We start from the raw sequence: 26,621 nt of genomic DNA on the forward strand, positions 1-26,621 counted from the left end.
CTGGCTAAAATAGTCGGATGTTTTTTTGATTTTTTACGAATAAATAGATGAGTAGAAAAAGAAATGGAGATATTTATGAAAATCACAAACTATGAAATCTATAAGTTAAAAAAATCAGGTTTGACCAATCAACAGATTTTGAATGTCCTAGAATATGGTGAAAATGTTGATCAAGAACTGTTGTTAGGTGATATTGCAGATATATCAGGTTGCCGTAATCCAGCCGTTTTTATGGAACGTTATTTTCAGATAGACGATACGCATTTGGAGAAGGAGTTTCAAAAATTTCCATCTTTCTCTATTTTAGATGACTGTTATCCTTGGGATTTGAGTGAAATATACGATGCGCCTGTGCTTTTATTTTACAAGGGAAATCTTGACCTCTTGAAATTTCCTAAGGTAGCAGTTGTGGGCAGTCGTGCTTGTAGCAAACAGGGAGCTAAGTCAGTTGAAAAAGTCATTCAAGGCTTGGAAAATGAACTAGTTATCGTCAGTGGATTAGCCAAGGGCATTGACACAGCAGCTCATATGGCAGCTCTTCAGAATGGCGGAAAAACCATTGCAGTGATTGGAACAGGACTAGATGTGTTTTATCCTAAAGCCAATAAACGCTTGCAAGACTACATCGGCAATGACCATCTGGTTCTTAGTGAATATGGACCTAGCGAACAACCTCTGAAATTTCATTTTCCTGCCCGTAATCGCATCATTGCTGGACTTTGTCGAGGTGTGATTGTAGCAGAGGCTAAGATGCGCTCAGGTAGTCTCATTACCTGTGAGCGAGCAATGGAGGAAGGGCGCGATGTTTTTGCTATACCTGGTAGCATTTTAGATGGACTATCAGACGGTTGCCATCATTTGATTCAAGAAGGGGCAAAATTGGTCACCAGTGGGCAAGATGTGCTTGCGGAATTTGAATTTTAAGACAAAATTTCTCTTTCTAAAGCAACTTTTCTTCTATATATGGTAGCTAAGTCTTGACAGTTATGCCAAAATGGTTTACACTTTATAAAGTTTATTACTTTGAAAAGGTGTGATACTGTGGCTACGGCAACAAAAAAGAAAAAATCAACAGTTAAAAAAAATCTAGTAATCGTGGAGTCGCCTGCTAAGGCCAAGACGATTGAAAAATATCTAGGCAGAAACTACAAGGTTTTAGCCAGTGTCGGCCATATCCGTGATTTGAAGAAATCTAGTATGTCCGTCGATATTGAAAATAATTATGAACCGCAATATATCAATATCCGAGGAAAAGGTCCTCTCATCAATGACTTGAAAAAAGAAGCTAAAAAAGCTAATAAAGTCTTTCTGGCGAGTGACCCGGACCGTGAAGGAGAAGCGATTTCTTGGCATTTGGCTCATATTCTCAACTTGGATGAAAATGATGCCAACCGTGTGGTCTTCAATGAAATCACCAAGGATGCGGTCAAAAATGCTTTTAAAGAACCTCGTAAGATTGATATGGACTTGGTCGATGCCCAACAGGCTCGTCGTGTCCTAGACCGCTTGGTAGGCTATTCGATTTCGCCTATTTTGTGGAAAAAGGTCAAGAAGGGCTTGTCAGCAGGTCGCGTTCAGTCTATTGCGCTTAAGTTAATCATTGACCGTGAGAATGAAATTAATGCCTTCCAACCAGAAGAATATTGGACAATTGATGCTGTCTTTAAAAAGGGAACCAAGCAATTTCAGTCATCCTTCTATGGAGTAGATGGCAAAAAGCTGAAACTGACTAGTAATGATGAGGTCAAGGAAGTCTTGTCTCGTCTGACTAGTAAAGACTTTTCAGTGGATCAGGTAGATAAGAAAGAGCGCAAGCGCAATGCTCCATTACCTTATACCACTTCATCTATGCAAATGGATGCTGCCAATAAAATTAACTTCCGTACTCGAAAGACCATGATGGTTGCGCAACAGCTTTATGAAGGGATTAATATTGGTTCTGGTGTTCAAGGTTTAATCACCTATATGCGTACAGATTCGACTCGTATCAGTCCAGTTGCACAGAACGAAGCAGCAAGTTTCATTACGGACCGTTTTGGTAGCAAATATTCTAAGCATGGTAGCAAGGTCAAAAATGCTTCAGGAGCTCAAGATGCCCACGAGGCTATTCGTCCGTCTAGTGTCTTTAATACACCTGAAAGTATTGCTAAGTATTTGGACAAGGATCAACTCAAGCTTTATACTCTTATTTGGAATCGTTTTGTGGCTAGCCAGATGACAGCTGCTGTCTTTGATACCATGGCTGTTAAATTATCTCAAAATGGGGTTCAATTTGCTGCCAATGGTAGTCAGGTTAAGTTTGATGGTTATCTTGCCATTTATAATGATTCTGACAAGAATAAGATGTTACCGGATATGGCTGTTGGAGATGTGGTCAAGCAGGTCAATAGCAAACCAGAGCAACATTTCACCCAACCGCCTGCCCGTTATTCTGAAGCGACACTGATCAAGACCTTGGAGGAAAATGGGGTTGGGCGTCCGTCCACCTACGCGCCAACTATTGAAACCATTCAGAAACGTTATTATGTTCGCCTTGCAGCCAAACGTTTTGAACCAACAGAGTTGGGAGAAATTGTTAACAAGCTCATCGTTGAATATTTCCCAGATATCGTAAACGTTACCTTTACAGCTGAAATGGAAGGCAAACTGGATGACGTCGAAGTCGGAAAAGAGCAGTGGCAACGTGTCATTGATGCCTTTTACAAACCCTTCTCCAAAGAAGTGGCCAAGGCTGAAGAAGAAATGGAGAAAATCCAGATCAAGGATGAACCAGCTGGATTTGATTGTGAAGTGTGTGGCAGCCCAATGGTCATTAAACTTGGTCGTTTTGGTAAGTTCTACGCTTGCAGTAATTTCCCAGATTGCCGTCATACCCAAGCAATTGTGAAAGGGATTGGTGTTGAGTGTCCAAGTTGTCATCAGGGACAAATCATTGAGCGTAAAACAAAACGTAACCGCCTTTTCTATGGTTGCAATCGCTATCCAGAATGTGAATTTACCTCTTGGGATAAGCCTGTTGGTCGTGACTGTCCAAAATGTGGCAACTTCCTCATGGAGAAAAAAGTCCGTGGTGGTGGCAAGCAGGTTGTTTGTAGCAAGAGTGACTACGAAGAAGAAAAGATTAAATAATAGGAGAGTCCTGAAAGTGAATTTCAGGCTCTTTTTGGTTGGAACTTGACAAAATTCATCATTTTATGCGAAACTAGAAGAAGATTATTTTAACTAGGAGAAGTTATGCGTCTTATCTATTTGATAATTGGTTTTTTATCATTGGCCTTGGCTATTATTGGGGTTGTTTTGCCCTTGCTGCCTACAACGCCTTTTCTTTTGTTGTCTATTGCTTGTTTCTCAAAAAGTTCCAAGCGCTTCGAAGACTGGCTTTATCATACTAAGCTCTATCAAGCATATGTGGCTGATTTTCGCGAGACTAAGTCTATTGCGCGTGAACGAAAGAAAAAAATCATCGTATCTATCTACATTTTGATGGGAATTTCCATTTATTTTGCCCCTCTCTTACCAGTCAAAATTGGTCTCGGAGCCTTGACCATCTTTATCACTTATTATCTCTTCAAGGTCATTCCGGACAAAGAATAAAAAATAGTAACTATTTTCCTTGATATAAATAAAAGCATATTTACGATAATATGATATAATAAATTCAAAGTAATAATCAAGGAGAATCAAATGATTTACGAATTTTGTGCTGAAAATGTGACCTTGCTTGAAAAAGCGATGGAGGCTGGAGCTCGTCGAATCGAACTTTGTGACAATCTAGCAGTTGGTGGGACAACTCCCAGCTATGGAGTGACCAAGGCAGCGGTTGAATTGGCAGCTAACTACGATACGACCATCATGACCATGATTCGTCCACGTGGTGGCGACTTTGTCTATAATAACCTAGAAATTGATATCATGTTAGAAGACATTCGGTTTACAGCTCAGGCTGGAAGTCAAGGAGTTGTATTTGGGGTTTTAACTGCTGATAAGAAGTTGGATAAGCCTAATCTTGAGAAGTTGATAGCTGCGTCAAAAGGAATGGAAATTGTCTTCCACATGGCCTTTGATGAATTGAGCGATGAAGATCAACTGGAAGCTATTGACTGGCTCAGTCAAGCTGGAATCACTCGAATCCTGACTCGTGCGGGTGTGTCTGGAGACTCGCTAGAGAAACGCTTTGCTCACTATCACAGAATTTTGGAGCGTGCTAAAGGTAAAATTGAAATTCTGCCTGGTGGGGGGATTGACCTTGACAACCGTCAAACCTTTATCGATCAGCTAGGTGTGACACAATTGCATGGAACCAAGGTTGTCTTTTAAAAAATAGAAAGGAACTGCTAGCTTTTGGTAGCAGTTTTCACTTATGTTTGAAATTTTTAAATCCTATCAGTTTAATCAAGAAAAGGCTCATGCTTTTGGTTTTGTAGAAAATAGTGGAGTCTGGATCTATAGTTGCCAGATTTTGCAAGGTGACTTTGTCATGACAGTCTCCATCACTGCTGATAATGTGTGTTTTCAGGTCTTTGACCGGGAAACGGGTGATCTCTATCCTCAAGTCCATATGGAAAGCATGAGAGGAAGTTTTGTCGGAAATGTCCGTGAAGCTTGTCTGGAGACTCTTTACCATATTCGTAAGGCTTGTTTTGATGTGCAGGATTTTATCTGTCCTCAGACCAAGCGAATCATGACTCAAGTTCAGGAAAAGTATGGTAATCAGCTGGAGTATCTGTGGGAGAAATCGCCTGATACGGCAGTGTTAAGACATGAAGACAATAAGAAGTGGTATGCTGTTGTGATGAGAATACCTTGGGATAGGCTAGATAAGGGGAGAGAAGGATTAGTAGAAGCAGTCAATCTCAAACACGACCAAGTAGTGGACTTGCTTTCACAAAATGGCATTTATCCAGCTTTTCATATGAATAAGAGATACTGGATTAGTGTGGCACTTGATGATACGTTGTCAGATGAAATAGTACTGGAATTGATTGAAAAAAGTTGGAATTTAACTTCTAAAAAATAAAACTTTTCAAGGATTTTCAAGAACTTTCAATTAGCGAAATATTCTCTACTGAAGAAATTTTCAGAAAATAATAGATTTTTTCTTGACAAGTATTTTTGCCTATGCTAAAATACTAAACAAGATATCAAACGAAGGAGAAAGTCAAGCATGAAAACAGCTAAGTTTAATCAATTTGCTTTGTTGTTGAGGTACTCGGGCTAGTGCAAAAAGCATTAGTCCTGTTTGGCTTACCAAGCGGGAGTAAATCAACATCTCGCTTGGACTTCTAAGCGAGATGTTTTTTTAAAACCACATTTGGAAAAGGGGAAATCTTATGCGTAAAGTTGAATTTTTTGATACAAGTCTTCGTGATGGGGAACAAACACCTGGTGTTAACTTCTCAATAAAGGAAAAAGTTTCCATTGCAAGACAGCTGGAGAAATGGGGTATTTCAGCCATAGAAGCTGGTTTTCCAGCGGCTAGTCCAGACTCATTTACGGCAGTTCAGGAGATTGCTAAGGTCTTAAAGAAAACAGCGATAACTGGTTTGGCACGCTCTGTCAAGTCTGATATTGATGCTTGTTATGAAGCCCTCAAGGATGCCAAATATCCACAGGTTCACGTCTTTATCGCTACCAGTCCGATACACCGAAAGTATAAGCTCAATAAGAGCAAGGAAGAGATTCTAGAAGCTATTAAGGAGCATGTTTCTTATGCCCGTTCTAAGTTTGAGATAGTTGAATTCTCTCCAGAGGATGCGACTAGAACAGAGTTGGATTTCCTCTTAGAAGTTGTTCAAACAGCGGTTGATGCAGGTGCAACTTATATCAATATCCCTGATACGGTAGGATTTACCACACCAGAGGAATACGGTGCTATCTTCAAACACTTGATTGAGAATGTCAAGACAGATCGTCAGATTGTCTATTCGCCTCACTGCCACGATGACCTTGGAATGGCAGTGGCAAATAGCCTTGCTGCTGTCAAGAATGGGGCAGGACGTGTCGAAGGGACTATCAACGGTATTGGTGAGCGAGCTGGCAATGCTGCCTTGGAAGAAATAGCAGTTGCTCTCAATATTCGCCAAGATTACTACCAAGCAGAAACCAGTATTGTTTTAAATGAAACAATCAATACGTCAGAAATGGTTTCTCGCTTCTCAGGTATTCCAGTTCCTAAAAACAAGGCTGTGGTCGGTGGCAATGCCTTTTCTCACGAATCTGGTATTCACCAAGACGGAGTCCTTAAAAATCCTCTTACCTATGAAATCATCACTCCTGAATTGGTCGGTGTCAAGAGTAACAGCCTCCCACTTGGAAAATTGTCTGGTCGCCATGCCTTTGTTGAGAAACTAAGAGAACTGGCTCTAGACTTTACAGAAGAGGACATCAAACCACTCTTTGCTAAGTTCAAGGAGCTAGCTGATAAAAAGCAAGAAATCACAGATGCAGATATTCGAGCTATGGTAGCTGGAACCGTGGTTGAAAATCCAGAAGGCTTCCACTTTGATGATTTACAACTTCAAACTCATGAGGATAATAACATCGAAGCGCTTGTTAGCCTAGCTAATATGGATGGTGAGAAAGTTGAGTTCAATGCGACAGGACAAGGTTCTGTTGAAGCAATCTTTAACGCTATCGATAAGTTCTTTAACCAATCCGTCCGTTTGGTGTCTTACACTATTGACGCGGTGACAGATGGAATTGATGCCCAAGCTCGGGTCTTGGTAACTGTTGAAAACAGAGATACAGAAACCATCTTTAACGCAACAGGTCTTGATTTCGATGTGTTGAAGGCTTCGGCTATTGCTTATATCAATGCTAATACCTTTGTTCAAAAAGAGAATGCTGGTGAGATGGGACGTAGTGTTTCCTATCGAGATATGCCTAGTGTGTAAAGGAGAATGCTATGACAAAAAAAATAGTAGCTCTAGCAGGGGACGGAATTGGCCCAGAAATCATGGAGGCTGGTTTAGAGGTTCTGGAAGCTCTAGCTGAAAAAACAGGTTTTGACTATGAGATTGATAGACGACCTTTTGGAGGTGCAGGTATCGATGCTGCAGGGCATCCCTTACCTGATGAAACTCTCAAGGCATGTCGTGAAGCAGATGCCATTCTCCTAGCGGCTATCGGTAGTCCCCAGTATGATAGTGCAACGGTTCGGCCTGAACAAGGCTTGCTAGCTCTCCGTAAGGAACTCAATCTCTATGCTAATATTCGCCCTGTTAAGATTTTTGAGAGTCTCAAGCATTTGTCACCACTAAAATCAGAACGAATTGCTGGTGTAGACTTTGTCGTGGTGCGTGAGTTGACAGGCGGGATTTACTTTGGAGATCATATCCTTAAAGAGCTCAAAGCGCGTGATATCAACGACTATAGCTATGAGGAAGTGGAGCGGATTATTCGTAAGGCCTTTGAAATCGCAAGAAGTCGCAGAAAAATCGTTACTAGTATCGATAAGCAAAATGTTCTAGCGACCTCAAAACTCTGGAGGAAAGTAGCTGAGGAAGTCGCGCAGGATTTCCCAGATGTAACCTTGGAGCACCAGCTGGTGGACTCAGCTGCCATGCTTATGATTACCAATCCTGCCAAGTTTGATGTTATCGTGACGGAGAATCTTTTCGGAGATATCTTATCTGATGAATCAAGCGTTTTATCAGGCACCCTTGGAGTTATGCCATCAGCCAGTCATTCTGAAAAGGGTCCAAGTCTCTATGAGCCCATTCACGGTTCAGCTCCTGATATTGCAGGTCAAGGAATTGCCAATCCTATTTCTATGATTTTATCAGTGGCCATGATGTTGAGAGACAGTTTTGGACGTTATGAGGATGCGGAACGTATCGAGCGGGCTGTTGATGCAAGTTTGGCAGCTGGTGTTTCAACAAGAGATATAGGTGGACAGGCTTCGACCAAGGAAATGACGGAAGCTATTATTGCGAGGTTATGAAGTTAGACGAAAAAATTACTCTTGCCCTCTTGATTTGGAATGCCATGATTTTCATCATTTATGGCATTGACAAATCCAAGGCAAGGAGAAGAGCTTGGCGCATCCCTGAGAAAATCTTACTTATTTTAGCCTTTACTTGTGGTGGTTTTGGTGCCTGGTTAGCAGGAATCACCTTTCATCACAAGACTAGAAAATGGTACTTTAAGACAGTTTGGTTTCTCGGGATGGTGACCACACTAGGAGCCTTATATTTTATTTGGAGGTAATGGATGGCAGGAAAATCGATTTTTGATAAATTATGGGACCGTCATGTCATCACAGGAGAAGAGGGGCAGCCCCAACTCATGTATGTGGATCAGCACTATATTCATGAAGTGACCAGTCCCCAAGCTTTTCAAGGATTACGAGATGCAGGTCGCAGATTGAGACGGCCAGACTTGACATTTGGAACCTTTGACCACAATGTCCCAACAGTCAATATCTATGATATTCGAGATGTGATTTCTAAGGCTCAAATTGATAAGCTAGCTGAAAATGTTGAGGAGTTTGGGATTGAACATGCAGCCCACGGTTCTGAAAAGCAGGGAATCGTTCACATGGTAGGTCCAGAAACAGGACGAACCCAACCAGGAAAATTCATCGTCTGCGGAGATAGCCATACAGCAACCCACGGAGCATTCGGAGCAATCGCCTTTGGAATTGGGACCAGTGAGGTTGAGCATGTCTTTGCTACCCAGACCCTCTGGCAGGTCAAACCCAAGAAAATGCTGGTGGAATTCACAGGAGTTCCTCAAAAAGGAGTTTATTCTAAGGATTACATTCTTGCCTTAATTGCCAAGTACGGAGTTGCCTGTGGTGTTGGTTATGTGGTGGAATATCGTGGACAAGCGATTGATGCACTAAGCATGGAAGAGCGAATGACCATCTGCAATATGTCCATCGAGTTTGGATCTAAGATGGGAATTATGAATCCAGATCAGACTACCTATGATTATCTCAAGGGACGGGAATGTGTTCCAGAGAATTTCGAAGAGGCTGTGGCTGATTGGAAAACAATTGTCAGTGATGATGATGCCGTTTACGATAAGGTTATCCAGATGGATGTCTCAGACTTAGCTCCAATGGTGACCTGGGGAACCAATCCTGCTATGGGAGTTGACTTTGACAGTAGCTTCCCAGAAATTAAGGATATGAATTATGAACGAGCCTACAATTATATGGATTTGGAACCAGGTCAAAAGCCAGCGGATATTGAACTAGGATATATCTTTATCGGCTCTTGTACAAATGCTCGTCTCAGCGACTTGCAACTGGCTGCGCGATTTGTCAAAGGAAAGAAAATAGCCCCTAATCTAACAGCAATCGTGGTTCCAGGCTCTCGTCCTGTCAAACGAGCTGCGGAGAAATTAGGCTTGGATAAAGTTTTCTTAGATGCTGGCTTTGAATGGAGAGACCCAGGTTGCTCTATGTGCCTAGGAATGAATCCGGACAAGGTTCCTGATGGTGTCCACTGCGCCTCAACAAGCAACCGCAACTTTGAAGACAGACAGGGATTTGGTGCTAAGACCCACCTCTGCAGTCCAGCCATGGCAGCAGCAGCAGCTATTGCAGGACGCTTTGTAGATGTTCGACAAATGCCAGAAGCCCAGTAAGGAGAGGATATGGAGAAATTTACAGTTTATACGGGAACGACCGTTCCTCTCATGAATGATAACATCGACACCGACCAAATCCTACCCAAGCAGTTTCTCAAGTTAATTGATAAAAAAGGCTTTGGTAAGTACCTCATGTATGCTTGGCGTTATTTGGATGACAAGTACACTGAGGATCCAGACTTTGTCTTTAACAGACCTGAATACCGTAAAGCAACTATCCTCATCTCAGGGGATAACTTTGGGGCAGGGTCTTCGAGGGAACACGCAGCTTGGGCTCTAGCGGACTATGGTTTTAAGGTTGTGATTGCAGGATCTTTCGGTGATATTCATTACAATAATGAACTTAATAATGGTATGTTGCCCATTGTTCAGCCCAGAGAGGTTAGAGAGAAACTAGCCCACTTGAAACCAACTGACCAGATAACTGTGGACTTGGAACAACAAAAAATCATCTCACCAGTTGGAGAATTCACTTTTGAAATCGATAGTGAGTGGAAACACAAGCTCTTAAATGGTTTGGATGATATCGGTATTACCTTGCAGTATGAAGATTTGATTGCTGCTTATGAAAAACAACGACCAGCCTACTGGCAGGATTAGAAGAAAAATAGAAAAGGAAATAGAACTATGACAAAACACATTCAATGGAACGGAACACTTTCACAAGAAGGCTATGACATTTTAAAAGGTGAGGGCGGATGTATCGTTTGCCCTACAAAAGTTGGTTACATTATTATGACTAGCGACAAGGCAGGACTTGAGCGCAAGTTCGCAGCTAAAGAGCGTAACCGTAACAAACCAGGTGTTGTTCTCTGCGGTAGCATGGATGAGCTTCGCGCTTTAGCACAACTCAACCCAGAAATTGAAGCCTTTTACCAAAAACATTGGGATGAAGACATTCTTCTTGGTTGTATTCTTCCTTGGAAACCAGAAGCCTTTGAAAAATTGAAAGCATACGGGGATGGCCGTGAAGAACTGATGACTGATGTTCGTGGTACTAGCTGTTTCGTTATCAAGTTTGGGAAAGCTGGTGAACAATTAGCTGCCAAACTTTGGGAAGAAGGCAAAATGGTTTACGCTTCATCTGCAAACCCATCTGGAAAAGGAAACCGTGGTAAGGTAGAAGGTATCGGAGAACGTATCGAAGGAGCTGTAGACCTTGTCATTGAAGCAGACGACTATGTGGCATCTATCCAGCCTGACAAAACGATTGAAACACGCTATGAGCAAGGTGTGATGGTCTCTATGGTCGATAAAGACGGCAAACTCATCCCAGAACAAGGAGGAGCACGTTCAACTTCACCAGCTCCAGTTGTGATTCGCAAAGGGCTTGACATTGATAAGATTATGATGCACCTGTCAGACACCTTTAACTCATGGGACTACCGTCAGGGAGAGTATTATTAGAATGTAGAAGAAGTGGGGAGAAAATAATCTCTCCTCTTTTTTTATTATTTACATAAGGAAATCCGAACATTATAATTTAATTCATAAAAATATTTAACAAAAACTGTACTTTAGTTTATAATAAATTAAGGAAACGTTGGGAAAAGACGTAGTGATGAGCAAGCATAGGTAGGTCATTACAAAAGAAACGAGACATCGATATGTTAAATGAATTTCCAATTTTGATTACGAAGATATTCAATTGATTCCAAATAAATGTGTGATTAAAAGTCGTGCAGAAGCAGATACAAGTGTCACTCTAGTAAATCACATTTTTAAATTTTTATGTTATAATAAAAACGAATAAAAATATATTAATTATAATAGTAAAGGGATTATTATATGGAAAATTATAATGAGTTGTTAGCTCTTAGGAATAAAATAGAAAATACACTTAATTATCAACTTTCACTAAGTAATTTGGAATTATATCACAGCAATCTATTCGCTGTTGTTCTAGAGAAGTCTGGATTTATTAATCATCATTTTTTTAGTGAGATTATTGATATTAATAAAAAATATACAGACTTGAAAGTATATAGAGAAAAAAACTCGATTGATTTAACAATCGAGATAACTGATGAAGATGGACAGACTCATGTTATTTTTATAGAAAATAAAGTTAAATCTTTACCTGACAAAAGTCAATTAATTCGTTATTCCGGAAAAGATTCTAATGCTAAAGGGATACTTCTTAGTTTAGTTAAACCTGGATTTGATTTACCTGGTAGTTGGTTTAGAAGAAATTATGGTGAGCTAACTGCCTATTATCATGATTTACTTGATAAAGTAGATGAGACTTTTAAATTATTCCTAATAGATTATATTGAATATATGAAGAATTTGGAAGAGTTTATTAAAAAGATAAGTTATGGTAAATCATACTTTTTTGAAGAGTCTATTAATAAAGTACTTGAAGGTATGAGATTAAGGTCGGTTATAGAGAAGATTCATTATGCGAATTTAGAGAATAAGATTTCAAGTTCAAAGTATAAAACATACTCAGGTCGAATAAGAGGAGATCATTTTTTTGGAATTTATCTGCCTATCGAAGGTACTACGTCATCATTTGATATTCAGATACAAGGAAATCAGTATAGACATAAGGTAAATTTTTCTCTTGAAGATAAAGCTAAATTAGACGATTTAGAAGGAATATGCGATAGTATAAAAGAAAAAACTTGTTTGTATAATTTCAATCTAGAGGATAATTCAATTTTAGAAAAATCATCTTCAAGAAAAAAATGGAAAACATATGGTAAACAAGATTATTATGATTATGCCCGTATAAAAAAACAGGTATCTAGTAAAGATTTGATTGATTATATAAGAACGGATGTTGAAAAAATTAAAGCGGATTTGAAAATTGTTAAAGATATTATTTTAGAAAATATTAAATCAACAACTAAATAAAAGATACTAAACAAGAAAACAGTTTTCGTTGTGCGGGATAAAAAAATATTTATCTGCTCTTTATTTTTAGAATAGAAAGCGATTACAGTTTTTATGATGTTAGTATGAGTATTTGTGCTATAATTTAAGAGATACTAGGTTTAATTTACTTGAAACAAAGGTATGCGTAATGTTCCTATTTTCAATTTATATATAAGGAGTTAAAATTTATGAATTTTGAAGTAATTATAAAGTATAATGTTGATAGCAATGAGGTATTAGAGAAAGAATTTAATTTTGAATACTATAAGCATGTCAATAACAATAATGAAGATAAAAAAGAAGAGATCCTGTCTGATACTGTAGTATTTACTAAAAATCAGATTGTCATTAAAGGAAGTAGAACAAACCCTATTGATATTAAAAATTGTTGGCGTACAAAAAGAAGCAATTATAGAAGATGTATTCTTTCATCCTTATTCTATCTCTATAATTATTACAAAAATTCGATAAAGATTGAATCAATCACCATTTTTGATGATCTAGAGAATAAAGAGACTATTCCTTTTATTCAAGAATTTGATTTGACTTTACCAGCTTCTTTTTCAGTTGATTTATCTAAAATAGAATATGTCTTTAAAACGATATCTTTTCCAGAATTATCAGAAGCAGTATATAGGGTACTTCACAACCAAGCACAATTTGTAAAAAATAAAGATTTTTATTTCGCTTATAAATCTTTTAACTCTATGTATACATTTTATTATAGTCATCACGATCAACTTATCAATCTAGGAGATAATAATAAAGTTGATAGAGTTGCTATAATATCTTTACTCAAATTACCAGGTATTGAAAGTTCATTGGAAGAATCAATTTCTTTAGCAGAAAAGTTTTTTAGCAGTAAGTTTGATGAAATGCGTAGATTAATCTATGTATGGTTGCTGAATGAAAAAGTAAATAAAACCCAATTTCAAGGAGTTATATGTGATCAAGATTTTTATTATCAAAATAAAACTGTTTTAAAACTAATTGAACAATTAACCAGCAGTTTTTATGATATTACATTACCAGACAATAGTATTATCAACAAATTTACCAAGAGAAATAATGCGCAGAGTGATGAATACAAAATCAACTACTTGCAATTGCTTGCAGTATATGCTTTTTATAGAAGAAATAAACTCTTACATGGAGATCATGTTGATCCAACGTTTCTATTTCCAGATGTCAACGCAGACATATTATCAGAAATCGCTGTAATTATTTTTCAAACTAGTGTTGATTTAGTTAATTCTATTAATGAAGGTGATTTTAAAAGAACTAAAATTATGGTAGCTACTGCAAAAAGATAAAATTAATTTTTAGATTATTTCTTTGCCCATTTTTCTAAATTGCCGAGAAATTTTTCAGTAATATTTTTAGAGTGGACATATTTTGTCCACTCTGTTTTGTATAATACTGATATAGAAAAGAAATGAGGTGATGAATATGAAATTAAATTTCTTTATCGTTATTTTCAAAATTCAAAAACAACCTTTAAGAAAGTAGGTAAATAATATATGGCAAATTTATCAGAAGCAAACGGTACAGTTTATATTAAAGCATCCAATCTTAAAACTATAGAATATTTTTTGTACATTCAAGAGGAAAGCAATAAATATACTTATTACCCGACTCAAATTGTTGGAAATAACGACTCAATCTCAGAACTAGTCTCATCTCAAACAATTGAAGTAGATGATTATTTTTTATTTACCTCTGGATTTGACGCTGAAGGATGTTGGTGTTTTGAAAATAATCTAAATGATTTCTTTGATTGTACTTTATATCAAGATACTGATGAAGAACTTACAAGGAAAATGAAGAAATATGTTCGTAAACACGATATTCAATTTCAATTTGAATATGTAGATGCTGAAGCGAGTCAAAATTTTATAAAGGAACAAAAAGCAATCATTACATACGATTCTGAAACTGCAGGTTTAAGTATTGATATTGAAACTATAAAAGAAGTACCATATACAGTTGAAAATCTAATTGATTATGATTTCTATGAGCCTGATGAAATTGTCTCAGTTCAATTTTTACTTGATTACTACTATGACTACTGTAGAGGAAATGATTTTTATCTCAAACATAAAGATGAAATCATCCCTATTTTAAAAAAGCAAAAAGAAAAAGAAGAAGTATACTTTTTCTTAGAATCACTTGAATCATCCATTCCTGAACTAAAAGAATTTGTAGAAAAGAATAAGGAGTAAAAAATGAAAGCTATTATTAAAAATCCAAAAAGATTCTTTGAACTTTTAAGGTTATATTTCGTACCAGTAAAAGGTAGGAAAGTAGTTCATGTACCAGCTTATGCCTATAAAGAAGATGAAAATGAAAAGATTTATCTCCATAATAATGACCTCCACCTATCTAGAAAAATATTTGAATTTTTAGTAAAGCAAGGAGTAGATTTGGTAGAATGTCCTGCAGATGAATAATTCATTTTGCTATAGATTAACGTTACTTGATTTTTAAATCAGAAAGCGCATTGGTGATACAATCCAACAAAGATTAGAAAGGAAAATAAGTTTATGACAAATGCCAAAGAATTTGCATTAAATGCACACAAATATCAAACAAGAAAAGGGAAAATCACACCTTATTCGTTTCACTTATATTTAGTCAATAATATCTTAGAAACACTGACAGAAGATCCTGATATTATAGCTACCGGATGGTTACATGATACTGTTGAAGATACCGTTGTCAGTCTAGAAGATATTAAACGAGAATTTAATGATGAAATTTATTCCTACATGTCATTAGAATCTGAAGATAAGTCTATTAAAGATTGGCAAACTCGTAAAGAACTTCAATTAGAAAAATTTCGAGAAGTAGCAGAAGATGAGTCACTAAGAAAAGTCCTACTTGTAACTTTTTCTGATAAATTGGCCAATTTAATGGAAATTTACCAAGATTATTTAATTATTGGTGATTTATTATGGGACCGGTTTAATTCTAAGGATCCGAAAAAACAAGGATGGTATTTTAAAGAATTTTATAAAATTTTTAAAGATAACAAAGACTTATTTTCGAAAAACGAAGAAATTTTAAATAACTACAAAGTTATCTATAAATCTTTGTTTTACAATAAATAAATTAGTTTTAAATTTCCAATGAGGTAACCAAATGAAATTACTTTACACAGATATACGAACCTCTTTAACAAAAGTCTTGACAAAAGAAGCAGAATCTCTTGTAGCTACTGGTAGAAAAGTCTTCTATATTTCTCCCAATTCGCTCTCTTTTGAAAAAGAACAAGAGGTATTAGAGTGCTTATCGGAGCAATCTTCTTTTGATATTACAGTAACCCGTTTCAGTCAACTTTCTCGTTATTTAATCTTAAATAATTCCTCCCAAAATCTTACAATTGATGATATTGGGCTAGGAATGATCTTTTATAAATGCCTCTCTGAGATTGATTCTAACCAATTAAAAGTATACGGTGGAATTAAACAAGATAAACAGTTTATCCAACAGTTGATAAATCTTTATATTGATTTGTCGGCTGCAAACATGACATACTTAGACTTAAAGAAAATTGCTGATACTGATAAATACAATGATTTAATTCTGATTTTTGAAAAAGTTACAGCTTATATTAAGGAATCTAATTTAGAACATAATAGCCCGTTATCAATTTTAATTTCTTCCATAATCAATAAACAGGTAGTTTGTAATTTTTCAAAAATTGCCTTAATTGTAGATGGTTATACACGTTTCTCTGCCGAGGAAGAGTATTTAATTGATCTTTTACATAATAATGGTGTTGAAATCATTATTGGATGTTATGCGAGTCAAAAATCTTTTAAAAGTGTGTTCTTAGATGGTAATTTATATCAAGCAAGTGCTGAGTTTTTACTTCGTTTAGCAAATAAATATCAAAGTCCTGTCCAAAATTATTCTAGTAAACACGAAATAGTAGATACATTCGGAAAAACTTCTCGTTTCCTAGAAAGTTCTTATGATTTTTCTATGATGTACGATAAGAATATTGAGGATGTTGATAAGGAGAATTTACAGATTTGGTCATGTTTGACTCAAAAAGAAGAAATTGAGTTAGTAGCTCGTAGTATTCGTCAAAAATTACATTCTAATTCTCAATTGACATATAAAAACTTTCGAATTTTGTTAGGTGATGTTGCTTCGTATGATTTATCTCTCAAAACTATTTTTGATCAATATCAGATTCCATTCTATATTTCTAAAAAAGAATCAATGTCGCATCATCCCATGACACAGTTTATTGAAAGTATCTTACTTCTAAAACGTTACAATTACCGCCAATCAGATTTGATAAATCTATTAAAAACTGGATTGTATACTGATCTTTTAGGGTATGATATTGATTTATTTGAACAATATATAAAATATATTGGGATAAGCGGACTGGATAAAATTGAAAAATCTTTTACAAAGAATTATAAAAATAAATTCAATTTAAAGAAACTCAATAAAATCCGTTTAAAAATCATAACTAATTTATCAGTTTTTTTATCAATTGATCAGCAAAAATCAAAAGATATTTTAGAAGAATGGAATAGCTTTCTCAAAAACATTTCGTTCCCCCAACAATTCCAAAATTTAACAAATACTTTGGAAATAAAAGACCAAGAAAAACAAATTGAAGTATGGAAATCTTTTTGTCATGTGTTAGAACAGTTCTCAATAGTATTTTCAGATTCGATTGTATCTTTAGAAGATTTTCTTGACTTAGTTTATTCTGCAATGTCTTTATCTTATTACCGTACAGTCCCAGCTACAGTTGATACGGTTTTAGTCCAAAGTTATGAATTAATTACTCCACAGGCATCGGATCATGTTTATGCTATCGGTTTGACTCAAGACCATTTCCCTAAAATAGCTCAGAATACCAGCTTACTAAGTGATGTTGAACGTTCTACATTGAACCAAGCAACAGGAGATAATTCTAATATATTTATTGCAAGCAATGAAAACCTGAAGAAAAATCGTTATACGATGTTATCTCTCATCAATTCTGCTCGTAAGCAGTTAATTTTATCTTATCCAAATCAATTAAATGAATCGGAAAGTAAAGGTTCAACCTATCTTAGAGAACTAGAAAATTTTGGTTTTAAGATAGAAAATAAAAGTATAGACAATAAGACAATTACAATTGATGATATTGGATCTTATCATAGTGTCTTATCAAGTTTAGTTGCTTATTATCAGCGTGATGATTTTGAAGATTTTGATCAAGATTTGACATTTATCAAGGTCTTAAGCCGTGTTGTGTCAAAAAAATTGAAAGAAAAAGATCTTGAGAATCCTGCTTTAATAACTCAAAAATTATCTAAAGAAACATTAGATGCCCTTTATCCTAAAGATAAACCACTTAAATTATCTACCTCTGCATTAAAAGACTTCTATTGTAATGAATATACATACTATCTCAAACGTGTCTTAAATTTACAGGAGGAACTTCTATTACGCTCTAATGCTTCAACTCATGGTAATTTTTTACATCGTATATTTGAAAAAACTTTGGAGCAAGCATCAGAAAAGATTGATTTTGATACACGATTGGAACAAGCAATAAAAGAGGTAATCAATGAACCGGAATATATTGATCTTTACAAAGAAACCTCTGAATCAGAATTGATTCAAAAATTTTTGATTGGGATCTGTCGTGATTTAGCACCTCTCTTTACTAATAATCTATCAATAGAAACAATAAATGTAGAAGAGAAATTCGAGAAAATAACAAATACTTGCACTCAATTGAATGATAGATATCAAGTTTTAATAAATGGTCGAATTGATAGGGTTGACAGAATAAAAAATACGGAATTACTTGGAGTTGTTGACTATAAGACTGGTAAGGACAATGTTTTTAAATATGATAAGTTTTTTAATGGTCTAAATTCTCAATTACCAACTTATCTTTCAGCTCTCAAAAAGTTAACTGGTCAGAATTTATTTGGAGCTATGTATTTGTCTTTAACTCTTCCTATTATAAAATTAAAAGCTGGTATTGATTTATCAAAAGCAGCAACCCAGACTCAAAATCAATTGCAGTATCAGGGACTCTTCTTAGAGAAACAGTTTAGTCAATTGGGGGATTTTTATAAGGAAAACAAAGCTTATCATCTGACGGAAGAGGAACTGCAAATATTAATAGACTACAATGATTATCTTTATAAAAAAGCAGCTGAAAAAATTCTACAAGGTGAATTTTCTATTAATCCCTACACAAAAGACGGTAAGAGTATTGATTCAATTGTTCAACAACACCAAGCCATCACTGGCTTTGAAGCTAATTATCATCTAGGTCAAGCCCGTTTTCTTAAAAAATTAGATCCAGCTTTAGGCACGAAACTAAAGAACGAAAAACTCAAAAATGCCTGGTTTAACCAAATGAGAGAGGAGTTGAAAAAATGAAAGTAATTCCATTTTTAACAGAAGCAGAGATCGAAAAACTTCAACAACAAGAAGCTGAATCTGATGATAGTATCAAAAAGTCAAAAGAACAAATTGAGGCTATTTATACTTCTGGTCAAAATATACTTGTATCTGCATCAGCAGGTTCAGGAAAAACTTTTGTTATGACGGAGCGGATTCTTGATCAATTATCTAGAGGTATTGACATTAGTCAACTATTTATTTCAACCTTTACTGTCAAAGCTGCAAATGAATTGAAAGAACGACTAGAAAAAAATATTAGCCAAAAACTTCAAGAAACGACAGATTTGCATCTCAAACAACATTTGGCTCGACAATTAGCTGATTTGCCAAATGCTGCCATCGGTACCATGGATTCATTTACACAGAAATTTTTATTGGAACATGGGTATCTTATTGACATTGCTCCGAATTTTCGTATTTTAGAGAATGATAGAGACCAGTTACTCTTGAAAAACGAAGTTTTTCATGATGTTTTTGACAAATACTATAAGAATCAACAAACGAAAGATTTTTACAAATTAGTCATAAATTTTGCTGGTAACCGGAAAGATGAATCAAATTTTAAAAATCAAGTCTATAAAATTTATGCCTTTTTGCAATCTACAAGTAATCCTCAAAAATGGCTTAAGGAGAATTTTCTTAAAGGATTTGAACAAGCTGATTTTATTAGTGAAAAAGAAAAACTAACTGAGAAAATCAAGCCGGCGCTCTGGGATCTGGAAAGCTTTTTGCGTTATCATCAGGATAATGATCCTAAGAAAAAAACAAAGCCTGCCTATTTAGATAATATTGCCAAGGTTTTGAATGAGATTTCATTTTTAAATCATGAGTCTACGCAGGAAGACTATAAAAGAGTCCTGCAGCGCGTAATAGATATATCAAAACAAAGCAACGGTCACGCTCTTCGTAATGGCGCTCAAAAGCCCGAATTAAAGCCACTTGCTGATGCCTATAACGAAGAGAGAAAGACTCAGTTTGCTAAACTAGAACAACTATCAAATCAGGCAACGATACTCGACTTTCAAGAACGTTATCACGAAGAAACTTGGGCACTAGCTAAACCTTTCCAATCTTTCATGAGTGATTTTGTGGAGGCTTATCGTCAACGCAAACGCCAGGAAAACGCCTATGAGTTTGCGGATATCAGTCATTACACCATTGAAATTTTAGAAAAATTTCCTCAAGTTCGTAAGGATTATCAGGAGCGATTCCATGAAGTTATGGTCGATGAGTATCAAGATACCAATCATATTCAAGAGAGAATGATTGAACTCTTATCAAATGGCCATAATCGCTTTATGGTAGGGGATATTAAGCAATCTATCTACCGTTTCCGTCAGGCAGATCCTCAGATTTTCAATGACAAATTCCACCTTTATTCACAAAATTCTCAAGAAGGTAAACTGATTTTACTTAAAGAGAACTTCCGTAGTAGTTCAGAAGTGCTGTCAGCAACCAATGCTGTTTTTGAACGTCTCATGGACAAAGAAGTTGGAGAAATTAGTTATGATGACATGCACAAACTTGTCTATGCTAATTCTATAATAAGTCCTAACCCTGAAAACAAGGCAGAACTTATTTTGTATGATGAATCAGACGATAAAGTTCAAATAGAAGATTCAGATACTAGCGAAGATCAGATTGCAGATGAAGCGACTACCAATCCTAATAAATACAGGTTGTTAGCACTGAAAATCAAGACTCTTCAAGGAGAAATTGAAGATCAAATTGCAAATTATGAGTTAGAAATAAACACAATAAACGGAAAACTAGCGGATGTAACTGATTCCGAGAAAGAAGAATTAAATAAAAAAATTAAATATCTTCAATCAGAAATAGATCTTTTAAGAGATAAACCGATCGCTATTTTAGTATCAACTAGAACGTATAATTCTCAAATTATTCAGACTCTGAGTGATTTTGGTATAGCAACGGCATCGGATAGTGGAGAACAAATTTATTTGAAATCACTAGAGGTTCAGGTGATGTTGGAAACTTTACGTGTTCTTCATAATCCTTTGCAAGATTATTCATTAGTAGCACTCATGAAGTCTCCTATGTTTAATTTTGATGAAGATGAACTTGCTCGTTTATCGCTTCAAAGTAAGAGTGAAAACAGAATTGATAATTTATATACAAAACTACTTAATGCTAAATCTAGAAGCGGTTTTCAAAATGATCTTATTACTGAACAATTATTTGATAAGTTGACTAGATTTTTAGAAATCCTTGCAAGTTGGCGTTCTTATGCTAAGACACACTCATTGTATGATTTAATTTGGAAAATATATAACGACCGCTTTTATTATGACTATGTAGGTGCAATGCCAAATGGTGCTGTTAGACAAGCCAATCTTTATTCTTTAGCAATAAGAGCTGATCAATTTGAAAAGAATAATTTTAAAGGCTTATCCAATTTTATAAATCTCATTGATAAAATATTGAACTTAAAGAAAGATTTGGATGAAGTTCCAGCATATGCACCTCAAAATGCTGTTCAATTGATGACAATCCATAAAAGTAAAGGTCTGGAATTTCCATATGTCTTTATAGTTGGTCTTGAAAAAAATTTTAACCAGTCTGACACTACAGATTCTATTACACTAAATAGAAATCGAGGATTGGGATTTAATTATATAGCAGATATTAAAACTAGTTCTTTTGAGCAAGCAATGATGTCTAATACTATCAAACTATCCATACCAAGTTTAACTTACAGTCAAAATGTAGAAGAAGCAAAAGTAGCTACTTACTCAGAGCAGATGAGACTCCTATATGTCGCTATGACTAGAGCAGTAAAAAAAGTGTATATGATCGGTTCGAAGAATCTTTCAAAAGAGAAAGAAGCTCCTGCTATTAGAAATGGACTTTTAAGTAGTGAAGTTAGACTGGAATCTGAAAACTTTCTAGATTGGATTTTGGGAATTTGTAGAGCTTTTTCAGATGTGAAAGACAGTTTGGATTATCATACTATAAAACTAGATGAGCTCAATAGAAAAACGACAACCTTATTAGATACTCTAACTAATAAGAAAGAGGATTCTCAAGCTCATAATCGTCAATCCGAAATGATCAGAGAAGCTCTTGAAATGCTGAAAGAAGCTGATGAATTTAACATAAAACATCAGGCAGCAATCAACCTTCCAAGAGTTCAAACTCCAAGTCAGCTAAAAAATCTTAATAATCAACTTAAAAATAGTGAAGAAGTTTCTAAACTTCAAACGAAGAAAGGATTATCTAGTATTTTTGAGCTTCCAGATTTTTCTTCTGAACATGTAATTACTGGTGCTGAAATTGGTAGTGCAACACATGAACTTATGCAGCGGCTTGACTTATCACAGGAACCAACTATCGATAGTTTAAAAGAGTCTCTTGATTTGGTTCAAATCCATCAATCTGTTAAAGATAAGATAAATTTACAAAAGATACTTTCCTTTTTTGAAACAGATCTAGGTAAGGAGATATTAAGTAATAAAGATAAACTTCACCGTGAACAACCTTTTTCAATGTTAAAAGTGGATGAAAGAAGTAATGAAAATTTTGTAGTCAGAGGAATTTTAGATGGATATTTACTTTTTGAAGATCATATTATTCTTTTTGATTACAAAACTGACAGATATGAAGATTCATCCGAATTAGTTGAACGATATAGAGGACAACTTTCATTGTATGAAGAAGGATTAACAAAAGCCTATGAGATAAGTAAAATAGATAAATATCTAATTCTATTTGGGAAAGACGAAGTAGAAGTAGTTAAAGTTTGATTTAATAATTTTAATTAGTCATTATTTTGGAAACTAGAAAGGAAACATATGAATAAACCAATAGCAGCTATATTTGATATTGACGGAACAATTTTTAGAGACTCCTTACTTTTAAAGCATATGGAAAAGTGTGTTTCCTATGATGTATTTCCAAATAGTGTCAATGCTGAAATTAAATTTCACAAAAATGCTTGGGAAAATAGAGAACTAGACTATGATGACTATCTCTATATTGCTGCAACACTTTATACAAAATATATTGCAGATAAAGATGTACTTGATATTGATTTTGTCGCTAAAAAAGTTATTGAAAAAGAAAGTAAAAAACTTTATCGATACACTCGTGATCGGATCAAATGGCATAAGGAACAGGGGCACCAAATCATATTTATTTCAGGTTCTCCTGATTTCTTAGTCTCAAAAATGGCCGAAAAATTGGGCGCAGATCTCTGGTATGCAACAAATTATCTTCAACTTGATAGTAAGTATACTGGAGAAGTGATTCCTATGTGGGATTCAGCTTCAAAATTACAAGTCTTAAAAAAATTGTTTATTGATTTCGAAAAATCCTACGCTTATGGAGATACAACTGGTGATTTTACAATGCTTCAATCTGTAGGCTTTCCTACAGCAATAAATCCAAATAAGAAATTGTTGGACAAGATTACAAAAGAGAAACTAGATTGTAAGATCATTATCGAAAGAAAAGATGTGATTTATAAACTAGATGAGGTCAATCATGGAATTTATTAAAGCTGCGAATCAATTTATAGAAAATTACTATCAAAAAGAAGATCTCGACCGTATTGAAAGTATAGAAATAGGAATAAGAGATTCTGAAAAATATTCTCGATATTTTTTAGAAATTCAGAAACAATCTGAAGACTTTGATTGTGATTTCTTTAATTTTGATACTATTGATTCTTATGTAGTGGATGATTCTACACCTTTTAAACAGATTGTTAACTTAGAGAACAGTTCCTATGTATTTTGGAAAGAGTATTAATTTTTCTAACTGGCACATAAGATACTACTTGTTAGAAAACAGTGTGTAAGAATTTGATTGTTTTACAAAAATATTGATTTAATATTTTAGTTAACTAATCGTACATCAGTTGGAAAATACTATTTAAGTTGATAAAATTTTATATATAGACATTAATTGTCTATATAATGTGGTAAAATGATATTGTTGATGAAATTAACATAAAAATAATAATATTGAGGATAGATCCATGTCGAAAAAGGAACTTTTAGAATTATTAAAAAAATCGTTACAAGATGCCTTAGATTCTATACAAGGTAGAGATAAAGAAGAACTAAATGAAGAAAAAAGAACAAAATTAAAAGATGTTATAGAAGAAGTTTTTATTCAGGCATTATTAGATAAAGGTAAACCTAAAGAAATTTTATACAAAGTATTAAAAGATAAAGATAAATCTAAAGATGAATTTTTAAGATTATTTAGCCCTTGGCACAAAAAAGAAGATGAAGACTCTAGTTTAATTAAAGAATTTGTAAATAGTATTAATAATCCTGATTCTAATAATGATTTTTCTTGGTTAGATATTTTGGAAAAAGATGAACAGTGGAAAAAACCATGGGAAAAGTCGAATCAAAAACCTCAAATTAAAGAGGAAGTTACGGATAAAAATAAACATGTAAATATGCGTTATCAAATTCCAACCCATTTTCATGGAGATATTGACAACGCTGTTATCTTCCACTGCATGGAGAATCCTAGGGGATACCTAGGAGAATATGAAGATAGTGACATTGACAAAGGGTTAGAGAGTATAGACTTAGTAGAATATTTTGGAAAAACCTATAAGTTATTAAATGAAGATAGTAGTAGTAAAAAATCAGTTGAGAAGATACAAAGTATATTAAAAGATTACTCAAGAGATGATATGCCTGATACAAAAGATATCATAAAAGAACGATATAAATTGGACAAAATTGAAGATGAAGAAATTACTAATATAATTTATAGCGACCAAAGTAACTTGTCGAGTGAATTAGATAGTTTGTTTGCCGAAGAAGAGGAGTTTTTTAAAGAAGAGTACATACTAAAAAAAAATAGCAATAGTAAAAAACCGGTTCTGTCTGAAAAATATTATTATATAGCACAATACTACGCCCAATTATTGGGAATAGATGGAAAAAACATGAGAGAGTTAAATGATGAACCAGGCGCTGAAAATACTGAGGAACGTAAAAAAGCTCGTAAAATAGCTGAAAAAATATGTAACTTAGAAATATATCCTTTCTCATGTAAAGATCCAAAATTAGGTAACAATGATATTGGAGAGAAGATTCTTCTTAATTCAGACCTATCTCGTTTAGGTGCTTATATTGTCCTAAGAAGAATCTATAAATATTTAGTAAATGAGAACCCTCAGAAACCATTATTTGTGTTTCGTAAATACGATAGAGCTTGGGAGAAATTATTTAATAAAATATTTGAAGAAGTTGGAGTTAAAGACAATTTTTTGCAAGATCTTGAATCTCATTTCTTTTATTGTCAAACAAGCCAACAGGGTGGTGGGATAACCTCTGGTAATGTAATCTCAGTTCGTGACTTTAAGGCTTTGGAACTCCTAAAGGAATTAGCTTTTAGAGATATTTTTGACTTGATAACTGAGAAAGAAGATTAAGACTAATGGAGTGACTTAAATGTCTAATATGAAACCACAAGAACGACTTTTAACAATCTTTCTCCGTTTACAAGCTGGTCAGAGGCTATCAAAAGCTCAATTAAGTAAAGAATTTGAGATTGATAATAGGACTGCACAAAGATATATAAGTACTTTGAAAAGTTTTTTGCAAGATCAGCATATACATAATACAGAGATAAAATTCGATACTTCAGATAATACCTATCGTTTGATTGGTAAAACAACTTTTAATAAAAAGGATATTTTGGTAATTTCAAAAATTCTTTTGGAGAATCATGCACTAAACAAATTCGAACTAAATTCATTGCTCGAAGATCTTCTATCTTTACTCTCAAGCGAAGAAAAAGAAGAGATAGAAGCTATTATTAAAAATGAGTGTTTAAACTATAAGTCACTAACTAATGATAAGGACAGAATCGACACAATTTGGATTTTATCGGAAGCTATTCGTAGGGAACAAACGCTCGACATAAAATATAAAGCTCCGTTGAAAGATGTCAAAAGCCACATCATTTTTCCTGTTTCTCTCTATTATGATGCCCATTATTTTTATCTGGTTGCTTACCATTTGAAACATGAAAAGTATACAACGTTTCGTGTTGATAGAATTGAGACTTTTAGTAAATCTCATATAAGAAAACCACAGATTTCATATGGGTATAAGTATAGAGATGGGGATGTCCGAAATCAAAAAGTAGATGCTTTTGAAGGAAGAAAAATTGATGTCACTTTAATCTATAAAGGAAATGCTGAAATTGTTTTAGATCAGTTTCCAGAGCATGAAATTCTTTCTGAGAATTATGATGAAATAAAAGTAAAAATTACAAGTCAAAACACTCCAGGTCTCAAACGATGGATTCTAGGACAAGGTGAAGCAGTAACTCTTTTATCTCCTCCAGAGTTGATTAAAGAAATACAAGAATCTCTTGAAAAAACATTAAAAATTTATAAAAAATGAAGAGGTAGACATTTTTTGTCTACCTCTTCGTTTATAATAGAGATACAGATAAGGAAAGAAGGTAATAATAGATGGGTAACTTTTATATGAAATCTGAGTTTCAAATAGAATGGTTTAAAAATATAGAAGAAGTAGAAGAGTTTCATGATGATTATTTTGGTGGTGAAATGATTTCGCTATCTTTAGCAGATTTAAAACACTTAGCAGATGGAAATTTTATTGCTTGGCATGTAAAGGGTGAGTATTCAGAATCACTATGTCTTGATGAAAATGCTAAGGAAACACTAAAAAGATTATTGTAAGGGG

23 protein-coding genes and 1 pseudogene are annotated in these 26,621 nt (G+C 34.7%); all 24 read left to right on the forward strand.

Annotated features, from left to right (window positions below; translation table 11 throughout):
* Positions 1-75: 75 nt before the first annotated feature.
* Entirely contained in the window at positions 76-924 is an 849-nt protein-coding gene (gene dprA / locus F9B91_RS02010; RefSeq protein WP_150922366.1) for a DNA-processing protein DprA, read from the forward strand.
* A 117-nt stretch (positions 925-1,041) separates the two neighbouring features.
* Entirely contained in the window at positions 1,042-3,129 is a 2,088-nt protein-coding gene (gene topA / locus F9B91_RS02015; RefSeq protein WP_150922367.1) for a type I DNA topoisomerase, read from the forward strand.
* Positions 3,130-3,234: 105 nt separating this feature from the next.
* Positions 3,235-3,594 (forward strand): YbaN family protein, encoded by a 360-nt coding sequence (locus F9B91_RS02020; protein WP_084863353.1) that lies wholly within the window; start codon positions 3,235-3,237, stop codon positions 3,592-3,594.
* A gap of 90 nt (positions 3,595-3,684) precedes the next feature.
* Complete coding sequence (locus F9B91_RS02025; RefSeq protein ID WP_150922368.1) at positions 3,685-4,317, forward strand: copper homeostasis protein CutC; 633 nt, start codon at positions 3,685-3,687, stop codon at positions 4,315-4,317.
* A gap of 43 nt (positions 4,318-4,360) precedes the next feature.
* The gene (locus tag F9B91_RS02030) at positions 4,361-5,017 is read left to right on the forward strand and encodes an MmcQ/YjbR family DNA-binding protein (protein WP_150922369.1); all 657 of its coding nucleotides are present in this window, start codon (positions 4,361-4,363) and stop codon (positions 5,015-5,017) included.
* A gap of 313 nt (positions 5,018-5,330) precedes the next feature.
* Positions 5,331-6,893 (forward strand): 2-isopropylmalate synthase, encoded by a 1,563-nt coding sequence (locus F9B91_RS02035; RefSeq protein WP_150922370.1) that lies wholly within the window; start codon positions 5,331-5,333, stop codon positions 6,891-6,893.
* Between the two features lie 11 nt (positions 6,894-6,904).
* Positions 6,905-7,942, forward strand: coding sequence for a 3-isopropylmalate dehydrogenase (gene leuB / locus F9B91_RS02040; RefSeq protein ID WP_150922371.1), 1,038 nt, complete (start codon positions 6,905-6,907; stop codon positions 7,940-7,942).
* Positions 7,939-8,208, forward strand: a complete 270-nt coding sequence (locus F9B91_RS02045) for a DUF1294 domain-containing protein (RefSeq protein WP_150922372.1) — start codon at positions 7,939-7,941, stop codon at positions 8,206-8,208. The genes leuB and F9B91_RS02045 overlap by 4 nt, the downstream gene beginning before the upstream one ends.
* A gap of 3 nt (positions 8,209-8,211) precedes the next feature.
* Positions 8,212-9,594 carry a 3-isopropylmalate dehydratase large subunit gene (leuC, locus tag F9B91_RS02050; RefSeq protein WP_150922373.1) on the forward strand — a complete coding sequence of 461 codons (1,383 nt, stop codon included), beginning with the start codon at positions 8,212-8,214 and terminating at the stop codon, positions 9,592-9,594.
* Between the two features lie 9 nt (positions 9,595-9,603).
* Positions 9,604-10,197, forward strand: a complete 594-nt coding sequence (leuD, locus tag F9B91_RS02055; protein ID WP_125457958.1) for a 3-isopropylmalate dehydratase small subunit — start codon at positions 9,604-9,606, stop codon at positions 10,195-10,197.
* A gap of 27 nt (positions 10,198-10,224) precedes the next feature.
* Positions 10,225-11,004 (forward strand): L-threonylcarbamoyladenylate synthase, encoded by a 780-nt coding sequence (locus F9B91_RS02060; protein WP_000160498.1) that lies wholly within the window; start codon positions 10,225-10,227, stop codon positions 11,002-11,004.
* A 200-nt stretch (positions 11,005-11,204) separates the two neighbouring features.
* Positions 11,205-11,323: pseudogene (locus F9B91_RS02065) on the forward strand (GMP reductase); the annotation flags it as partial.
* 62 nt (positions 11,324-11,385) lie between these two features.
* Positions 11,386-12,456 carry a PD-(D/E)XK nuclease family protein gene (locus F9B91_RS02070; RefSeq protein ID WP_150922374.1) on the forward strand — a complete coding sequence of 357 codons (1,071 nt, stop codon included), beginning with the start codon at positions 11,386-11,388 and terminating at the stop codon, positions 12,454-12,456.
* A gap of 209 nt (positions 12,457-12,665) precedes the next feature.
* Entirely contained in the window at positions 12,666-13,790 is a 1,125-nt protein-coding gene (locus F9B91_RS02075; protein ID WP_150922375.1) for a hypothetical protein, read from the forward strand.
* A gap of 207 nt (positions 13,791-13,997) precedes the next feature.
* Positions 13,998-14,699: a hypothetical protein gene (locus F9B91_RS02080; RefSeq protein ID WP_150922376.1), complete on the forward strand. Its 702-nt coding sequence runs from the start codon at positions 13,998-14,000 to the stop codon at positions 14,697-14,699.
* Between the two features lie 3 nt (positions 14,700-14,702).
* Positions 14,703-14,927, forward strand: coding sequence for a hypothetical protein (locus tag F9B91_RS02085; protein ID WP_150922377.1), 225 nt, complete (start codon positions 14,703-14,705; stop codon positions 14,925-14,927).
* 93 nt (positions 14,928-15,020) lie between these two features.
* Positions 15,021-15,587, forward strand: coding sequence for an HD domain-containing protein (locus F9B91_RS02090; RefSeq protein ID WP_150922378.1), 567 nt, complete (start codon positions 15,021-15,023; stop codon positions 15,585-15,587).
* A gap of 31 nt (positions 15,588-15,618) precedes the next feature.
* On the forward strand, positions 15,619-18,891 hold the full coding sequence (rexB, locus tag F9B91_RS02095) for an ATP-dependent nuclease subunit B (RefSeq protein WP_150922379.1): 3,273 nt from the start codon (positions 15,619-15,621) through the stop codon (positions 18,889-18,891).
* Entirely contained in the window at positions 18,888-22,679 is a 3,792-nt protein-coding gene (gene addA / locus F9B91_RS02100; protein WP_150922380.1) for a helicase-exonuclease AddAB subunit AddA, read from the forward strand. Before rexB ends, addA begins: the two co-directional genes overlap by 4 nt.
* Positions 22,680-22,727: 48 nt before the next feature.
* A complete protein-coding gene (locus tag F9B91_RS02105) occupies positions 22,728-23,432 on the forward strand; it encodes an HAD family hydrolase (RefSeq protein ID WP_150922381.1) in 705 nt (234 codons plus the stop codon).
* A complete protein-coding gene (locus F9B91_RS02110; protein WP_150922382.1) occupies positions 23,419-23,685 on the forward strand; it encodes a hypothetical protein in 267 nt (88 codons plus the stop codon). The genes F9B91_RS02105 and F9B91_RS02110 overlap by 14 nt, the downstream gene beginning before the upstream one ends.
* Before the next feature lie 229 nt (positions 23,686-23,914).
* Positions 23,915-25,336 (forward strand): hypothetical protein, encoded by a 1,422-nt coding sequence (locus tag F9B91_RS02115; protein WP_150922383.1) that lies wholly within the window; start codon positions 23,915-23,917, stop codon positions 25,334-25,336.
* A 28-nt stretch (positions 25,337-25,364) separates the two neighbouring features.
* On the forward strand, positions 25,365-26,315 hold the full coding sequence (locus F9B91_RS02120) for a helix-turn-helix transcriptional regulator (RefSeq protein WP_150922446.1): 951 nt from the start codon (positions 25,365-25,367) through the stop codon (positions 26,313-26,315).
* Positions 26,316-26,386: 71 nt separating this feature from the next.
* Entirely contained in the window at positions 26,387-26,617 is a 231-nt protein-coding gene (locus tag F9B91_RS02125; protein ID WP_150922384.1) for a hypothetical protein, read from the forward strand.
* The last annotated feature ends 4 nt before the right edge of the window (positions 26,618-26,621 follow it).

Origin of the sequence: Streptococcus mitis, from assembly GCF_008763935.1 — a bacterium.
GTDB classification, from domain to species: domain Bacteria; phylum Bacillota; class Bacilli; order Lactobacillales; family Streptococcaceae; genus Streptococcus; species Streptococcus mitis_DB.

Excerpts from the sequence above, each read along its gene's own strand:
- F9B91_RS02030 (WP_150922369.1), top strand. The coding sequence starts at position 4,361 with ATGTTTGAAATTTTTAAATCCTATCAGTTTAATCAAGAAAAGGCTCAT.
- leuC (WP_150922373.1), top strand. The coding sequence starts at position 8,212 with ATGGCAGGAAAATCGATTTTTGATAAATTATGGGACCGTCATGTCATC.
- leuB (WP_150922371.1), top strand. The coding sequence starts at position 6,905 with ATGACAAAAAAAATAGTAGCTCTAGCAGGGGACGGAATTGGCCCAGAA.
- dprA (WP_150922366.1), top strand. The coding sequence starts at position 76 with ATGAAAATCACAAACTATGAAATCTATAAGTTAAAAAAATCAGGTTTG.
- F9B91_RS02080 (WP_150922376.1), top strand. The coding sequence starts at position 13,998 with ATGGCAAATTTATCAGAAGCAAACGGTACAGTTTATATTAAAGCATCC.
- leuD (WP_125457958.1), top strand. The coding sequence starts at position 9,604 with ATGGAGAAATTTACAGTTTATACGGGAACGACCGTTCCTCTCATGAAT.
- F9B91_RS02105 (WP_150922381.1), top strand. The coding sequence starts at position 22,728 with ATGAATAAACCAATAGCAGCTATATTTGATATTGACGGAACAATTTTT.
- F9B91_RS02060 (WP_000160498.1), top strand. The coding sequence starts at position 10,225 with ATGACAAAACACATTCAATGGAACGGAACACTTTCACAAGAAGGCTAT.
- F9B91_RS02090 (WP_150922378.1), top strand. The coding sequence starts at position 15,021 with ATGACAAATGCCAAAGAATTTGCATTAAATGCACACAAATATCAAACA.
- F9B91_RS02020 (WP_084863353.1), top strand. The coding sequence starts at position 3,235 with ATGCGTCTTATCTATTTGATAATTGGTTTTTTATCATTGGCCTTGGCT.
- F9B91_RS02035 (WP_150922370.1), top strand. The coding sequence starts at position 5,331 with ATGCGTAAAGTTGAATTTTTTGATACAAGTCTTCGTGATGGGGAACAA.
- rexB (WP_150922379.1), top strand. The coding sequence starts at position 15,619 with ATGAAATTACTTTACACAGATATACGAACCTCTTTAACAAAAGTCTTG.
- F9B91_RS02025 (WP_150922368.1), top strand. The coding sequence starts at position 3,685 with ATGATTTACGAATTTTGTGCTGAAAATGTGACCTTGCTTGAAAAAGCG.
- F9B91_RS02115 (WP_150922383.1), top strand. The coding sequence starts at position 23,915 with ATGTCGAAAAAGGAACTTTTAGAATTATTAAAAAAATCGTTACAAGAT.
- F9B91_RS02110 (WP_150922382.1), top strand. The coding sequence starts at position 23,419 with ATGGAATTTATTAAAGCTGCGAATCAATTTATAGAAAATTACTATCAA.
- addA (WP_150922380.1), top strand. The coding sequence starts at position 18,888 with ATGAAAGTAATTCCATTTTTAACAGAAGCAGAGATCGAAAAACTTCAA.
- F9B91_RS02045 (WP_150922372.1), top strand. The coding sequence starts at position 7,939 with ATGAAGTTAGACGAAAAAATTACTCTTGCCCTCTTGATTTGGAATGCC.
- F9B91_RS02085 (WP_150922377.1), top strand. The coding sequence starts at position 14,703 with ATGAAAGCTATTATTAAAAATCCAAAAAGATTCTTTGAACTTTTAAGG.
- F9B91_RS02075 (WP_150922375.1), top strand. The coding sequence starts at position 12,666 with ATGAATTTTGAAGTAATTATAAAGTATAATGTTGATAGCAATGAGGTA.
- F9B91_RS02070 (WP_150922374.1), top strand. The coding sequence starts at position 11,386 with ATGGAAAATTATAATGAGTTGTTAGCTCTTAGGAATAAAATAGAAAAT.
- F9B91_RS02125 (WP_150922384.1), top strand. The coding sequence starts at position 26,387 with ATGGGTAACTTTTATATGAAATCTGAGTTTCAAATAGAATGGTTTAAA.
- F9B91_RS02120 (WP_150922446.1), top strand. The coding sequence starts at position 25,365 with ATGAAACCACAAGAACGACTTTTAACAATCTTTCTCCGTTTACAAGCT.